At 73.2% G+C, this 14669-nt stretch carries 11 protein-coding genes and 1 pseudogene; 7 read left to right on the top strand and 5 right to left on the bottom strand.

The features are described from left to right. From ACGF2V_RS30765 to ACGF2V_RS30755, 3 genes and pseudogenes are all read left to right on the top strand, one after another. A pseudogene (locus ACGF2V_RS30765) lies at window positions 1–319 on the top strand (hypothetical protein); the annotation flags it as partial. A gap of 205 nt (window positions 320–524) precedes the next feature. Then, window positions 525–1619: a hypothetical protein gene (locus tag ACGF2V_RS30760; RefSeq protein ID WP_362711052.1), complete on the top strand. Its 1095-nt coding sequence runs from the start codon at window positions 525–527 to the stop codon at window positions 1617–1619. Between the two features lie 45 nt (window positions 1620–1664). Further along, on the top strand, window positions 1665–2525 hold the full coding sequence (locus tag ACGF2V_RS30755; RefSeq protein WP_362628641.1) for a DUF3592 domain-containing protein: 861 nt from the start codon (window positions 1665–1667) through the stop codon (window positions 2523–2525). Window positions 2526–2745: 220 nt separating this feature from the next. Here the strand turns inward: ACGF2V_RS30755 and ACGF2V_RS30750 are convergent, their stop codons facing one another. Genes ACGF2V_RS30750 through ACGF2V_RS30740 form a run of 3 tightly spaced genes read right to left on the bottom strand, consistent with a single transcriptional unit; the run spans window position 2746 to window position 5413 of the window. Continuing rightward, complete coding sequence (locus ACGF2V_RS30750; RefSeq protein ID WP_362711054.1) at window positions 2746–3405, bottom strand: response regulator transcription factor; 660 nt, start codon at window positions 3403–3405, stop codon at window positions 2746–2748. Continuing rightward, entirely contained in the window at window positions 3402–4580 is a 1179-nt protein-coding gene (locus ACGF2V_RS30745; protein WP_362711067.1) for a histidine kinase, read from the bottom strand. Before ACGF2V_RS30745 ends, ACGF2V_RS30750 begins: the two co-directional genes overlap by 4 nt. Next, window positions 4580–5413 carry a CPBP family intramembrane glutamic endopeptidase gene (locus ACGF2V_RS30740; protein WP_362711057.1) on the bottom strand — a complete coding sequence of 278 codons (834 nt, stop codon included), beginning with the start codon at window positions 5411–5413 and terminating at the stop codon, window positions 4580–4582. Before ACGF2V_RS30740 ends, ACGF2V_RS30745 begins: the two co-directional genes overlap by 1 nt. Before the next feature lie 1026 nt (window positions 5414–6439). Here ACGF2V_RS30740 and ACGF2V_RS30735 point away from each other — a divergent pair. Genes ACGF2V_RS30735 through ACGF2V_RS30720 form a run of 4 tightly spaced genes read left to right on the top strand, consistent with a single transcriptional unit; the run spans window position 6440 to window position 11141 of the window. Next, a complete protein-coding gene (locus tag ACGF2V_RS30735; RefSeq protein ID WP_362711059.1) occupies window positions 6440–7579 on the top strand; it encodes a polyprenyl synthetase family protein in 1140 nt (379 codons plus the stop codon). Continuing rightward, window positions 7576–9141 carry a phytoene desaturase family protein gene (gene crtI / locus ACGF2V_RS30730; protein ID WP_362711061.1) on the top strand — a complete coding sequence of 522 codons (1566 nt, stop codon included), beginning with the start codon at window positions 7576–7578 and terminating at the stop codon, window positions 9139–9141. Before ACGF2V_RS30735 ends, crtI begins: the two co-directional genes overlap by 4 nt. Then, window positions 9128–10126, top strand: a complete 999-nt coding sequence (locus tag ACGF2V_RS30725) for a phytoene/squalene synthase family protein (protein ID WP_362628626.1) — start codon at window positions 9128–9130, stop codon at window positions 10124–10126. Before crtI ends, ACGF2V_RS30725 begins: the two co-directional genes overlap by 14 nt. Continuing rightward, window positions 10119–11141, top strand: coding sequence for a DUF5914 domain-containing protein (locus tag ACGF2V_RS30720; protein ID WP_362628623.1), 1023 nt, complete (start codon window positions 10119–10121; stop codon window positions 11139–11141). The genes ACGF2V_RS30725 and ACGF2V_RS30720 overlap by 8 nt, the downstream gene beginning before the upstream one ends. Window positions 11142–11190: 49 nt before the next feature. Here ACGF2V_RS30720 and ACGF2V_RS30715 read toward each other — a convergent pair whose 3' ends face one another. Continuing rightward, entirely contained in the window at window positions 11191–12750 is a 1560-nt protein-coding gene (locus ACGF2V_RS30715; protein ID WP_362711063.1) for an FAD-dependent oxidoreductase, read from the bottom strand. A gap of 163 nt (window positions 12751–12913) precedes the next feature. Further along, window positions 12914–14128, bottom strand: a complete 1215-nt coding sequence (locus ACGF2V_RS30710; RefSeq protein ID WP_362711065.1) for a lycopene cyclase family protein — start codon at window positions 14126–14128, stop codon at window positions 12914–12916. Between the last annotated feature and the right edge of the window lie 541 nt (window positions 14129–14669).

Raw genomic sequence — 14669 nt, 5'->3', positions numbered from 1 at the left:
GGCGTTCGTCGCTACTACCGCGATCACTACCCGCTGACGGCGGCCGCTCGCGCCGACTGGTCAGGCCGGCGCTGTCCGCGGTCGCGATCCTGACCTTCCTCACCTCGTGGAGCCTTTACCTGGGACCCCCGTCCACCTCACCTCACCGGACCTGTTCACACTGCCGCAGGCACTCACCCGGTTCACCGAAGCCTACGGAGGCGACATGGGGAACACCCGGCTGGCGGCTGACACCATGACCGTCCTGCCCGTCCTGATCGTCTTCGTCATCGCCCAGCGCCAGTTCGTCGAGGGCCTGCCCAATCGGGTCTTTGAATGATGCCGGAATCGGGTGCGTTGGATGCGGCTCCACTCCAGCCCCGACCAGGCCGGAACCTTCCGTAGGGGCGGCTCCTGCCGGTGCACGGGGCTCGGACACCCGGTGCGGACCGGCTCGTTCTGCGCATGGGGTCGTTCCGAGCAGCCCTGAGGGCAGACGCTTGGAGGTCTACCGGCCGTCATCCGAGCCCGACACAATCACCCACATGACGATCACCGCGGGAGCGCCTCCGCCCACGCACAACACGCCCGTCGCCCTTGTGCGAGGATTCCTGACGGGTGGTGTGATCGGGGCGTCGCTGGCCGCTCTCGTCGTCGGCACCATCATCGCGAGCGTGCCGCTGTTCGTCACGGGCTTGGTCCTGCCTGCGGCCTACGGTCTGTTCTTCTTCCTCGCCGGTGTGCCGAGGCGTGCCCGGGAGGCGGCCCTGGCACCGCGTACGGCGCTCGCGGTGGTCGAGAGTCTGGAGGCCGTCGGAGGCGAGGCCACCAGTGACGTGGCGGTGCGGTTCGACCTCACGGTTGCGCCGGACGACGTACCGGCGTACCGCGTCGCGTTCACACAGGACATCAACCTCGCGGACCTGCCCGACTACCGGCCGGGCGTCGTCGTGGTGGTCCAGTACCCGCCGGAGAGGCCGTGGCGGGTGAGGATCGTGAAGCGGCCGACACCAGAATGGGAGGAGCGGGCAGCCGGGGCCCATCTCGACTCGGCGCCAGGTCCGGTCATGGTGAGCGAGACCCCTGAGGGCTGTGCTGTCGGCTTCGCCCTGCTGCTCGCCCTGCTGCTCGCCGCGGCCGGTGTGGTCCTGCTGTTCCGCGCCGACCTGTTCGACGAGGGACTCTCCGCGCGGCCGGGCCCGTTCGACACTCCTTCGACCTCCTCTTCGTCGTCCACGATGGTGTCGTCGGCCTCCGGCATGGTCGCCCTCGGCCCGAACCAGTCGTTCCTCGACAAGGGGGAACTGCGCAAGGCCGTCGGCTCGCTCACCAAAGGCACGGACGCACGCGCGGTGCTCACCGTCGTCGTACAGGAACGCCTGCTGTCGGCCGTGTACGCGCCCACCGGCTCAAAGGCCCCGACGTTCGACCTGGATTCCCTGCCCTACGACCGCCTCCCCGCACTGGTCAAGGAGGCGCGGGGCAGCCTGGGGGTCGGTTCCCCGCAGACCTGGCAGGTCACCGTGGAATGCCTCACCGGCTCGCTGACCATCAGGGTCGGTGTGACGAGTGTCGAGGGGACGGCCTCGCTGGAGGCGGACGGGGACGGCAAGGTGGTGCGGCGCACCCCGGCACGCTGACGGCGCCGAGTCGGTCCCATTTCGCTGAAGAAAGGGGGAAGATACGTGGGTCTGCAGGCATATCTGGTGCTGTGGTGCGCGGTGTTCGGCACTGTCGCGCTGGTCGGGTACGCCCGGTCGCTGGCCGGGATGACCCCGGCACAGCGGGCGGTGAGGGTCATGGGGCGGATCGAGCAGGTGCGCGAGCCCCGGCACGGAAGCTCCGGCAGGGACGGGATACCCGTGGTTGTCTCCTTCCAGGATCCGTCCACCGGGCAGGAGTTCACCGTGACGAACGACCGTGAACGCGGCGAGAGGATCACGGCGGCCTGGACGGGCCGCCGGATCGGTGTCCGTTACCCGCGCGGGAGACCGCACGCCTACCGGTTCGTCGGTGACCTCCGGGCGGGCCGGCGCGGGCTCGGCTGGCCGAACTTCGCGGTCTTCCTGATCTACGTGGGTCTGGTGGTCTTCGCCGCGGTCGAGTGGGGCTGGCCGTGGGCCCTGATCGGCTTCGGTGGGCCCTGGACCGTCAACGGCGTGTGGTACCTGCCCCGGAGCGAACGCGCGGTGAGCCGCCGTATCAACGCGCTGACCTCTCAACCCCCTGTTCAGGGCCGTGTCATCGCCGTGCTCAGGGACACCGGCACCGACAGCGAGGGCGCCACGTACACCAGCCACACGCCGGTCATCGTCTTCACCACCCACGAGGGCATTCCCGTCACCGCCTACTGCACCGACGGGCTGCCCGACCCGGCGCACTCCTACGGCCGCAACGTCACGATCCACTACACACTCGACGACCCCGCCGTCTTCACCCCTGACATCGCGGCGGAACACCGGTCACGCCCACTCGACCTCGCGATCGGCATCGTGGCGCTGCTCCTGGGAGTTGTGGCGGTCGTCGTCGGGGCGGTGCTGCTGTGACGCCCGAAGAGGTGCGGTGTGCACTGGGGTCGTCTGACCAACGCCTTCCCCCACCCATCCCTGCGCAGGGATGGGGAAGGAGCCTCGGAGGCTTCGAACTCGACGGGACTGAGTCCCCGAGTGAGGAACCTCTGTGACAGCGCCTCCGGTACCGCCGCGTCATGCCCTCCTACCCGACAGTGAACGTTCCCGCGCGGTGCTCGTCGCCTCCAACGCGGCGTCAGGTAGCCAGGCCGTGGCGGTAGGCGTAGACGACGGCCTGGACGCGGTCTCGGAGCTGGAGCTTGGTGAGGATGCGGGAGACGAAGGTCTTGACGGTCTCCTGGCTGATGACGAGGGCCGCGGCGATCTCGCTGTTGGAGAGGCCGTCCGCGATGAGGCGGAGGACTTCCAGTTCGCGGGGGGTGAGGGGGAGGTCACGGGGGGTGTTCTCGGTGGGGCGGATGCGGGCGGCATAGCGGCCGACGAGCCGGCGTGTCACATCGGGGTCGAGGAGGGCCGCGCCGGTGGCCACGGTCCGGATGCCGTGGAGCAGCCGGTCCGGGGGCGCGTCCTTGAGGAGGAAGCCGCTGGCGCCGGCGCGCAGTGCCTCGTAGACGTATTCGTCCAGGTTGAACGTGGTCACCACGAGGACTTTGACGGGGTGGGGTACTCCGGCGCCGGCCAGTAGGCGGGTGGCTTCGAGGCCGTCGAGGACCGGCATGCGGATGTCCATCACGACGACGTCGGGCTGTACCCGGTGGGCGATTTCGACTCCGGTCTGCCCGTCGCCGCATTCGCCCGCCACCTCCATGTCGGGCTGGGCGTCGATGATGGTGACCAGGCCGGTGCGGATCAGCATCTGGTCGTCGCAGACCAGGACCCGGATCGGTGGGCTCACGAGGTGCTGCCGACGGGGATGCGTGCCCGGACGGTGAAGCCGCCATCCGTGCTGCTGCCGGCGCTGAAGTCGCCGCCCAGGACGTCGACGCGTGCGCGCAGGCCGGCCAGGCCGCGTCCGCCGCCGACGGCAGCGGCGGTGCGTGAGCCGGTTCCGTCCGTGCTGACCTCCACGCTGATCTCCCTTTCGGCGTGCCGTACCTGGACGGAAGTCCGGCTGCCGTGAGCGTACTTGAGGGCGTTGGTCAGTGCTTCCTGGACCACCCGGTAGGCAACGAGGTCGGCGCTGCCGGCCGATGCCGGTGGTGTTCCCTGTTCGGTGAAGTCCACCGGCTGTCCGGCCCGGCGGGTCTGCTCGACGAGGGTGAGGACCCTGCCGGCGGCCGGTGTCCTGGGGTCGTTGGCCTCCGCCGTGCCGGTGCCGGTGCCGTGGTCGGGGGTGAGCAGGTCGAGCAGGTGGCGCAGATCGGTGATGGCGCGGCGGCCGGTGTCGCTGACAGCGGTCAGGGACTGCTCGAGCCGCTCGGGTGCGGCGGTCAAGTAGCGGGCGGCTTCGGCCTGTACGACCATCGCGGTCACGTGGTGGGTCACCACGTCGTGCAGCTCGCGGGCGATCCGGGTGCGTTCGGCGGTGCGGGTCTCCGCCGCGACGCGCTCACGGCGCTCGGCCTCCGCGACCCGGGTGGAACGCAGCCACGCCCCGGCCCCCCAAGCCAGGGCCAGCGCCAGGTAGAACGTCACGAATTCCTCCGGCGTCTCGCCGCCCGAACCGAGCCGGGAGAGCGCGATCGCCAGCGGCACGTACGCCACGGAGAGAAGGATCACGGTGGTGCGCCGGCGGTGTTCCAGATGGGATCCCGCACTGATCAGCACGATGGGCAGTGCGGTGCCGGCGGCCGAGTGGTAGCCGCGCAGCTGGTCGAGAGCGAAGCCGCACGTCACCAGGGCGAGACAGACGACCGGCCACCGCCGGCGCACCACGAGCGGGAGGCTTTCGAGCGCGAGGGCCACCACGGCGAGCGCGTCGAAGGGGCGGGTCGGCAGGTCCCCGACCTGCGTCCCGTGGCCGCGCAGTCCCGGCAGGAACGACACGACCAGGAACAATATCCCGAGCGGAAGGTCGCGGACGGTGACGTCGAGCCGGCGCCACACCTGGACGGCCCCCTGAAGGGTCATCACCGGGCGAGTGTAGCGAGGGCATTGACGCGCTCGGCACGCTGCCGGGGAACGATGTGGCCGCGCCGGCGGGCCAGCCACAGGAAGGCGACGGTCAGCAGCGCACCGAACAGCACCGAGTACACACTGGCCTCCGGGCCGAACTCGCCGCCCGTGATCAGCTCGGCGCCCGACATCGAAGCGTCCAGCAGGCCGTGCGTGTCGCCGTTGCCCGAGACCTCGGTACCGAAGATGCCGGACTCCGCGAAGTTCCAGCCGAAATGCAGGCCGATCGGCAGCCACAGGGAGCGGGTGGCGGCGTACGCGGCGGCGAGCATGCCGCCGGCCTCGATCGCGATGGCGACTGCACCCAGCAGGGTGGCGTCCTCGTTGAGCAGATGGGCCGCGCCGAACACCACACCGGACAGCACCAGCGCGATGTACGTGCCCAGACCTCGCTCCAGGAGCCGGAAGAGCAGACCTCGGAACATCAGTTCCTCCGTGACGGCGGCGCCTGCCATGAAGCCGACCAGCCCGATCGCTCCGGTCAGCGAGCCGAAGCCGTGGACCTCGTAGTCCCCGAGGAAGTAGATGTTCGCGATGACGCACCCGAACATCGCGACACCGATGGCCAGGCCCCGGAGGAGCGACCCCCGCGCTCCCTCCCGGGCCAGCTCCGTGACCTGACGCCGCTCGGTGCGCCCGACGACCCACTGGTAGACGAACACCGAGAGCACGACCGTCAGGCCGCCCAGCAGGAGCGAGAGCCACGGGTTGTCCTGCACCGCGGTGACGCTCTGACCGCCGACCGCAGCGACCGCGACCACGGCCAGGATCTGCCACACCAGTTTCATGACGACTCCTTCTTCGGTCCGTTTCCGGTTCCTTGTCCGGTCCGCGGCCGGGGCGCCGCGGCTGAACCGAACGCTAGGGAAACGGTGATCAGGAATCGTCACCTCACAGTGGACACCTGAACGTAGCTCTCACGGGGGACAGCTCCCCGCACCCGGCCCGGCCCCGGGACCAGAACGCACCCCCATCCCACCCCGCCCGAACCTCAGACGGGTCCGGCAGCGGACCTGCTGTCCGCCCGCGCCTGGCAGAGCCGGGACTCCCGCTGCCGACCCGCGACGCACACGACCTCGTCCCCGCGCCCGTGGTGAACACCCGCCTGGCCGGCGCAGGAGGTCTCCCCGGCCCGGATTCCCCGCACCTTCGGCTTGACGTTCGACGTCGGTGGTCACTCGACCTGCTGAGAGCGGCGGGATCCCGGCCTGCGCAGGGCTGCCGTTCGCCACGCTTCGAGGCTGTGACGTTCTGCGACAGGGGACCGGTCCGTAGAGCTGGTGCGGCTCCCCAGAGCCTGGACCACCTCGCCGAAACTCGTCACCACACCACACGGGGCCTCTCACCCAACCCACGCCGATCAGGCAAAACGCCCTGCAAAAACACAGGCACTGCCATGGGACGCAGAAACCATCTGCGACAACCCCGGTAATACTCACCGGAGTCGACACACACCCGGTCCAGACCACCTGCCGCCCCGCCGAAAGCCGCTACGACCGGTTCTCACCCAACCTGCAACACCCCAGCCCAGCCCCGTTCCCACACCCCAACCCACACCGGGAATCGACAGCGCGGATCGCGGACGGCGTGCCGAGCGCGACGGCCATGTGTTCGTCCCTCCCGACCGGGACAGCCAGATTCGTTCAGCCTGCGACCGGGGCACGCCGCGTACCACCAAGAGCCGGACGAAACGACTCGATGGGGTGAGGGTTCGCCGGAAACCGCCGCCACAGGGCAGACATGTGCGCATCCGAACCACGGCAGTCGGCAGAAGCACGGGTGCCCGGACGATCGAGGGCGAGAAGAGGCTGCACATGCTCGGACTACGGCAGACCGCGCAAGGACCGCAAGGGTACGAGGACCCGCTCACCGCTTCCGGGGCCAGGAGCGCCGTGGAGGCTGTCCTCGCCCAGGTGCTCGACGCGCGGCTCCGGGAGGCCCACAGGACCGACGCGGTGTTCGCCGCCGGGGTGGCGGAACCCGTCGCCGCGTTCGTACGGCGGGGCGGCAAGCGGCTGCGCGGCGCCTTCGCCTGGTGCGGCTGGCGGGCCGCCGGAGGTTCGGGCGACGCCACCGACGTGCTGCGCACGGGAGCCGCTCTCGAACTGCTTCAGGCGTGTGCCCTGGTACATGACGACGTGATGGACGGATCGGCGCTGCGCCGGGGGGCGCCGGCCCTGCACATGGACTTCGCCCGCAGGCACCGGGCGGGGCGGATGCATGGATCGGCGGAGTCGTTCGGGGTCTCGGGCGCGGTGCTCGCCGGTGACGTGGCGCTGGCCTGGGCGGACGACCTGTTCACCGAGACAGCGCTCCGCACGCCCCACGGCTCGCGGCTGACCGGTGAGTGGCGGACCATGCGCACCGAGATGGTCGCGGGGCAGTACCTCGACCTGCACGCCCAGGCGAGCGGATCGTCCGGCGTCGAGGAGGCGCTGACCGTCGCCATCCTCAAGAGCGCCATGTACACGGTCGCGCGCCCCATGGCGCTCGGCGCGTGCCTGGCGGGCGCGGGCGAGGGCGTGCTGAGCGCGCTGTGCGCCGCGGGCCGGTGCGTGGGACTGGCCTTCCAGCTCCGTGACGACCTCCTGGGCGCCTTCGGCGATCCGGTGCTGACCGGCAAACCGGCCGACGAGGACCTGCGCTCGCGCAAGCTCACCTATCTCCTCGCCGTCTCCCACCGACTGGCCGGTGCCGCCGGGGACCGCGACGCCGCGGCCGTGCTCGCGCCGCGCACGCTCGCGCGGACGGGGCGGGACGTCGCGCGGATGCGGGCTGCACTGGCGCGGACGGGCGGACGGGCACACGTGGAGGCGAAGATCGCGGAGCTGGTGGCCACGGGGGTGCGGCAGGTGGACGCGGCCGGTGCGGATCCCGCCGTGCGGCGGGAGTTCGCCGCCCTCGTCGAGTGGGCCGTGGCGGGCCCTTCCGAGCGCGCCGGGGAGTTCGTGTGAAGACGGTGACGGGACCGACCGATCACGTCGTCGTGGTGGGCGGTGGGCTGTCCGGCCTGGCGTGCGCGCTCCACCTGCTGGGCGCGGGACGCCGGGTCACGCTGGTCGAGCGGGACGCCGGTCCGGGCGGCCGGGCCGGCCGGGTGCGGCTGGGCGGCTACCGGCTGGACACCGGGCCCACCGTGCTGACCATGCCCCACCTGGCGGACGAAGCGTTCGCCGCCGTCGGGGACCGCCTCGACCGCCACATCGAGCTCACAGCCCTGCACCCCGCGTACCGGGCGAGCTTCGCGGACGGGTCCTGGCTCGACGTGCACACCGACGCCGAGGCCATGGAGGCGGAGGTGCGGCGCTTCGCCGGTCCGGCGGAGGCGGCGGGCTACCTCAGGCTCCGGCACTGGCTGGAACAGCTGTACCGGGCGCAGATGGGCAGCTTCATCGACACCAATTTCGACTCCCCGTTCCGACTCGCGCATCCGGACCTGGCACGGCTCGCGGCGCTCGGCGGCTTCGGGCGGCTCGACAGCCGGATCGGCCGCTTCCTCACCGACACCCGGCTGCGCCGAGTCTTCTCGTTCCAGGCCCTGTACGCCGGTGTCGCCCCGGCCCGCGCCCTCGCGGCGTACGCGGTGATCGCCTACATGGACACCGTGGCGGGCGTCTGGTTCCCCCGGGGCGGCATGCACGCCCTTCCCCGTGCGATGGCCGACGCGGCGGCGGCCGCGGGTGCCGCGCTGAGGTGGTCGGCCGAGGTGAGCGCGCTGGAAACCCTCACGGGTCGTGTGCGCGCCGTCCGTCTCGCCTCGGGCGAGCGCATTGCGTGCGACGCGCTGGTGCTGACCTGCGAGCTGTCCGCCGCGTACCGGCTCCTGGGGAGGGCACCGCGGCGCGCGGTGAAGCTGCGGCACGCGCCGTCCGCGGTGGTACTGCACGCCGGGACCGACCGCACCTGGCCCCGACTCGCCCATCACACCCTGTCGTTCGGCGCTGCCTGGGAGCGCACCTTCGACGAACTGACCCGTTCGGGGACGCCGATGAGCGACCCGTCCCTGCTGATCACCAGGCCCACGACGCACGACGCCTCCTTGGCGCCACCGGGCCGCCATCTCCACTACGTCCTGGCTCCCTGCCCGAACACCGCCGTGGGCCCGTCCGCGGCGGCGTGGCGGGATCTGGGCCCGCGCTACCGCAACAGCCTTGTCGCCGAGCTGGAGCGGCGCGGACTCGACGGGTTCGCGGACGCCGTCGAGGAGGAACTCCTGGTGACCCCCTTCGACTGGACGGCGCGGGGCCACACGGCGGGCACCCCCTTCTCCGTCTCCCACACCTTCGCCCAGACCGGGCCGTTCCGGCCGCGCAATCTGGTGCGCGGCCTGGACAACGTCGTACTGGCCGGCTGCGGGACCACACCCGGTGTGGGGGTCCCCGCCGTTCTCGTCAGCGGCAAGCTCGCCGCCGCCCGCGTCACCGGCGGCCCGGCCCGCCGCACCCCGGTCCGCCGGGCCGGGCCACGGCCCGCGGCCGTCGCGGGAACGACCGGAGGCGCCCATGACCCGTCGTGAACTGGACGCCGCCGGGATCACCGACCCGGGGCTGCGTGCCGCGTACACGCGGTGCAGGCGGCTCAACGCCCTGCACGGCCGCTCGTACTTCCTCGCCACGCGCCTGCTGCCGCTGGAACGCCGCTCGGCCGTGCACGCGCTGTACGGTTTCGCCCGCTGGGCCGACGACATCGTCGACGACCCGGACCGTCGGCGGACACCCGCGCTGCGGGACCAGGAACTGAGGCGGCTGGAGAACGACCTCTCGCAGGGACTGCGCACCGGCGGCGGAACCGAGCCGGTGGTCCGGGCGGTTGCCGACACCGCCGACCGTTACGCCATCCCGGCGCCGCTGTTCGCGCACTTCCTCCGTTCGATGCGCGCCGACCTCACCGTCACCGAGTACCCGGTCTACGCCGATCTGCGGGCCTACATGTACGGCTCGGCCGCGGTGATCGGCCTGCAGATGCTGCCCGTGCTCGGCACCGTCGTCCCCCGCGAGGAGGCCGAGCCGCACGCGGCCGCCCTCGGGGAGGCGTTCCAGCTCACCAACTTCCTGCGGGACGTGGGCGAGGACCTGGACCGCGGTCGTGTCTACCTCCCCGGGGACCTGCTCGCCGCCCACGGCGTGGACCGGCCGCTGCTGGAGTGGAGCCGCCGCACCGGTCGCCGGGACCCGCGCATCCGGGCGGCGTTCGTCGCGGCGGAGGCCATGGTCAGGGACGTGTACCGGACCGCGGAGCCGGGCATCGCCATGCTCGACCCGCGGGTGCGTCCGTGCATCCGCACGGCGTTCACGCTGTACGCCGGCATCCTCGACGCGATCGCACGCCAGGACTACGCCGTGCTGCATCGCCGTGCGGCGGTCACCCGCGGGCGGCGGGCCGCCACCGCACTGGCCGGTGGCCTGCGGGCGGCCGACGCGCGGTGGCGCGCCCGCGGGCGGCTGCCCGCACCCGCGTCGGACGGTGCGGCACCGGAGTGGAGGCGGACGGGCGGTGGCTGACGGAACCCGCGGGAACGGGCCGGGCGGAGCACGCTGGACGCCTCCGCTGCGGCGGCGCGGAAGCTCCGACTGGGCAGGGCAGACGCCGACCTGGCGTCAGGCGCGGCCCGGGGTCATCGCCGACGCGCTCGAGCGGGCCTCCGTACGGCCCTCCGGGAACTGGTTCGTGGTCGGTGCCTCCCGCGACGTACGCCGCGACGGGCGCCCGCGCGGCAGGACCGTCGGCGGCGTCGAGGTGGTCCTGTGGCGGGCGGAGAACGGCGGGTTGCTCGCGGGGCCGGGTGCCTGTCCGCATCTCGGTGCGCCGTTGCGCGAGGGCCGGGTGGTGTGCGGGAAGGTGGTCTGCCACTGGCACGGGCTGGCGTTGGACGGTTCCGCGTTCGCCCGCTGGCGGCCGTACCCGGCACACGACGACGGGGTCCTGCTGTGGGTGCGCCTGGACGCGGTGGGCGGCGAGGAACCGTCCAAACGCCCTGTGGTCCCGCCGCGTCCCCTCCCGCCCACCGGGGTCGACGCCGTGTACACGGCGATCGGCAGGTGCGAACCGCGGGACGTGGTGGCCAACCGGCTCGACCCGTGGCACGGGTCCTGGTTCCACCCGTACTCCTTCGCCGACCTGACCGTGGTGCGGGAGCCCGGGGACGACGCGCAGGACGCCTTCCTCGTCGATGTCTCGTTCCGGGTGACGCGCCGTCTCGTGGTGCCGGTGCGGGCGGAGTTCACCGCGCCGGAGCCGCGCACCGTCGTCATACGCATCACCGAGGGCGAGGGGTCCGGCTCCGTGGTGGAGACGCACGCCACACCCCTCACCCCGGCATCCGCCGCACGGCCACGGACGGCCGTGGTCGAGGCAGTCGTCGCCGTCTCGGACCGGCGGGGCTTCGTCCTGGCCCGGTCCGCCGCGTCCCTGCTGCGCCCGCTGATGCGGCGCACGGCCGGGCGGCTGTGGCGCGACGACCTGGCGTACGCCGAGCGGCTGTGGACGCTGCGCAGCGCCGGGCGCCCACCGGGCTGAGGCAGTGGAGCGGGCCCTTCGGTCCGCCAGGTCCGCGCGGCGTTGCGGGTCACCGGTGCGTTCGGCGTGCCCCCAGTGCGCCGAGCGCCCGCAGCACCGCGGACCGGCCGGCCCGGGGGACGGTCCACAGCACCTGGCCACGGACGCCCCAGTCGGCAAGGAGCGCGTTGGCGGCGAGGAAGCCGGTGGTGGCGGCACGTTCCATCAGGGCCACGGGGAGGTCGCAGCGGAGCGCGTCCCCTGCCAGCTTCAGCCATGGGTGCGGGGTCCGGATGGTGGGGCGCCGGTGATGGGTGCCGACCCGGAAGAGGGGGCAGTCCGCGTGCCACTCGTGCCGGACGTCGACGACGCGCGCCAGGCGGGTCTCCGGGTAGATCTGCCGGAGTTGTCCGAGCAGGGAGTCCTGCATGGTGGCGGGGTTCACGTCGGCGGGTACGGCGTAGCCGTGGAGTTCCACCACCGAGCCGGTGTTTCGCGCGGCCCAGCGGGCGGCCTCACCCTCGTACCGGTCCAGGACGCTGATGTTGTCCAGGCCGCCGTACCCGCTGGTCCCGAGGAAGCCGGGCCGGGCCGCACGGACCGGCCGGTCGAGCCAGTACCGGGAGACGAGGAACTGCGGGGCGGTGCGCACGGCGGCGACGTCCTCGCGCCAGGCGGCGGTGCCCAGCCCCGGCGAGGCGGCGACGATCCGCCGCAGGCCCCCGGGGTCGGGTGCGAGCACGACCGCGTGGTGCCGGTCCTCGCCCGCGTCGGTGCGCACCTCGGCTCCCCCGTCGGCGGCGGGGCAGACGCCGTGCACGGGTGTACCGGTGCGGATGTCGGTGCCGAGCCCGTGGAGGTAGTCGCCGAGCGGCTCCCACAGCGCCTGCGGGAAGGGGTCGTCGGGCACGTCGAAGAGGAGCCCTTCCGACGAGCCGAGGAAGTAGATGTGGAACATCAGCAGCAGTTCGGCGGCGGACAGTTCGCGCGGGTCGGCGAAGAAGCTGCGCGAGAACACCTCGAAGGCCAGGTGGTGCGCGGCCTCGGGGAAGCGGATGCGTTCGAGGAATTCCGTCGCGCTCGTCCGGTCGAAGCACGCGTACACGTCGGGTACGCGGATGTCGAGCAGAGGCAGCGCCGCCCGGGCGTCCATGGCGATGATGTCCCGCCAGTTGAAGGAGGGGCTCAGGGCGACGAAGCCGAGCGCGCTGAGCGGCGGTGTGCGCGGGACCCGGGCGAAACCGTCGGTGAGGCCGCCGCTGTGCCGCAGGGGGTAGTCCGGCAGCGGGGAGAGACGGGCGAGGAAGGGATCGGTCCGGCGCAACAGGCCGCGCAGGTTGTAGTACTGGCGGAAGAAGGCGTGGAAGCCGCGGCTCATGGTCGCGGAGGAACCGTCCGCCAGTCGGGTGTGCCAGCCCGCGAGACGGCCGCCGAGGCGTTCTTGGCCTTCGTACAGGGTGACCCGGACGCCGCGTTCGGCGAGTGCGGTGGCGGCGGCGAGACCGGCGATCCCGCCGCCCACGACGGCCGTGGAGGGCGAGTCGTCGCGGGCGAACCGGCTCCTGCCGGGCGCGGGCAGCAGGACTTCGGCCTTGCGGTCCCGGCCGCGTCGCACGGTGCGGACGCTCATCGGTTCCCCTCCCCCGTGGTGGCGCGGTCGCGGGCGACGGACGCGCACGGGGTGCCGGTCCGCCCGTCCGCGGCGGGACGGGCGCGCGCGGCCGTGCACCCGGTCCGCGTCGGCCGGTCGGTGCGGGCGGGTTCGCAGGCACGGTCGTGGGCGCGCGATCGGGTCATCGGCGGCTCTCCCCGGCTCGTGGGACAGGGTGTGCGCGGCGGCGCAGCAGAGGCAGTTCGATCGCGGTCCGGAGCATCGGACCGATCGGGGTGCGCAGTCCGATGCCCCACTCCTCCCGGATCGAGGTGGTGCCGTCCAGGAAGCGCAGGAGCAGCGGTGTCGGCGTGCGACGGAACAGGTCGGTGAAGAAGACGGGGCCGTCGATCCGCCCGGTGTCCAGGGCGCGCAGCAACACCGCGTCCATGGCCCGTGCCCGCAGCCCGTGCGGCGGAGGCACGGTGCCCCGCCCCTCCCGCAGGGCCGCGGCGACGGCCCGGCTGTGGCGCTGCACCGCGGCGAAGGTGTAGCCGGTGGCGGGGCGGGTCGCGCCGCCCGCGGTCCCGATCCGGAACACGGATGCCCCGGTCCGGCGGGGGAACCGGGCGTCGGTCATGGGGATGACACCCTGCTCCGCCGACTCCACGTCGAACCCGCCCAGGCCCAGGATCTCGCGGGCGTAATGGCCGAGCGCCGCCTCGTACGCCGTGCCGGTCAGCGGGGTCCGCGAGAACTCGGTGTACTCGACGAGCGCCCGGTCCTCGGCGAGCGGCAGGACGTAGCCGAAGGCGAGACCGTGGGAGGGCTGTGGGACCCGGAAGTCCATCAGTTCGGCGACCGCGGGGTCGAACCGGGCGGTGCGGGTGCGTACGAACCAGCCCCGGAAGTGCTGCAGCAGTTGAGTCCGGGCCGGCGGCAGGAGGGTCGGCGGCCGGGAGTCGAAGACGTGCCGGGCGCGCAAGGTCAGGGGCCGCCCGTCCGCGGTCGTGCACCGGACCTCGGCGCCTCCTGCCACCTCCCGCACCGCGCCCGCGGTGGCACGTACCGTCCGCCCGCCGGGCGCGTCGGCGAGCCGTGCCCGCACCAGTCGTTCGAAGGCTCCGGAACGGATCATGCGGTAGCGCATCGGGGCGGGGTCCAGGGTGAGCGCGCCGCCGTCGGGGCCGTGGACGCGCAGCAGGGGCCAGGTGGCCTCGACCGCCTCGTCGAAGTCACCGGTCCCCTCCTCCCAGAAGCACCAGGTCCGCTCCCCCGGGCGCAGAGGTCCGTCCGGGGGCTCCACCACCGTCACGGTCGCGGGACCGGTTTCGACCAGCCGGTGGGCGAGGCTGAGGCCGGCTGCTCCGCCGCCCAGGACCACCACCCGGGGCGGTTCGGCGGGGGGCCGGCTCACCGTACCGGCCGTGGGGCGAGGTACGCGGTCCCCGGCCCCGTGCGCCGGGGCCGGGGACTTACGGCGGGTGTGTCCGCGACGGCGCGTCCGGCCGGTCGTACCGCGCCGGGGGTGCGGAGCCGGGCATCCTGGCACGGCCGTACGGCCGTGCACGAGCGGCTCGTCCGGTCCCCGGTGCGGTGGGTGCGCCTCCGGAAGCCGGGCTCGGCACCGCCCGTTCCGAGAAGGGCTCCGAGAGCACCGGACGGGCGGCCCTCTGCGTTCCTGTCCACTGTGCGTACCCGGTCCTTCGTCGTCGTGTCCGATGCCCCGGGGGCGGGCCCGGGCCGGGGGGGGGGGGGGGGGGGGGGGGGGGGGGGGGGGGGGGGGGGGGGGGGGGGGGGGGGGGGGGGGGCCGCGGGGCGGGGGGGGGCGCCCCCCCCCCCCCGCCCCGCCCCGGGGCCCCCCCGCCCCCCCCCCCCCCCCCGGGGGGCGCCGCGGTGACCCCGCCCCTCGGCAGGTGCGAACCGCGGGACGTGGTGGCCAACCGGCTCGACCCGTG

Origin of the sequence: Streptomyces sp. NPDC047982, from assembly GCF_043204165.1 — a bacterium.
Classification (GTDB): Bacteria; Actinomycetota; Actinomycetes; order Streptomycetales; family Streptomycetaceae; genus Streptomyces.
This window is presented reverse-complemented; position numbering and strand designations above follow the sequence as displayed.

Bases quoted from the DNA above. Each gene is read 5' to 3' on its own strand.
- ACGF2V_RS30715 (WP_362711063.1), bottom strand. From the start codon at position 12,750: ATGAGCGTCCGCACCGTGCGACGCGGCCGGGACCGCAAGGCCGAAGTC.
- ACGF2V_RS30725 (WP_362628626.1), top strand. From the start codon at position 9,128: ATGACCCGTCGTGAACTGGACGCCGCCGGGATCACCGACCCGGGGCTG.
- ACGF2V_RS30745 (WP_362711067.1), bottom strand. From the start codon at position 4,580: ATGACCCTTCAGGGGGCCGTCCAGGTGTGGCGCCGGCTCGACGTCACC.
- ACGF2V_RS30735 (WP_362711059.1), top strand. From the start codon at position 6,440: ATGCTCGGACTACGGCAGACCGCGCAAGGACCGCAAGGGTACGAGGAC.
- ACGF2V_RS30760 (WP_362711052.1), top strand. From the start codon at position 525: ATGACGATCACCGCGGGAGCGCCTCCGCCCACGCACAACACGCCCGTC.
- ACGF2V_RS30740 (WP_362711057.1), bottom strand. From the start codon at position 5,413: ATGAAACTGGTGTGGCAGATCCTGGCCGTGGTCGCGGTCGCTGCGGTC.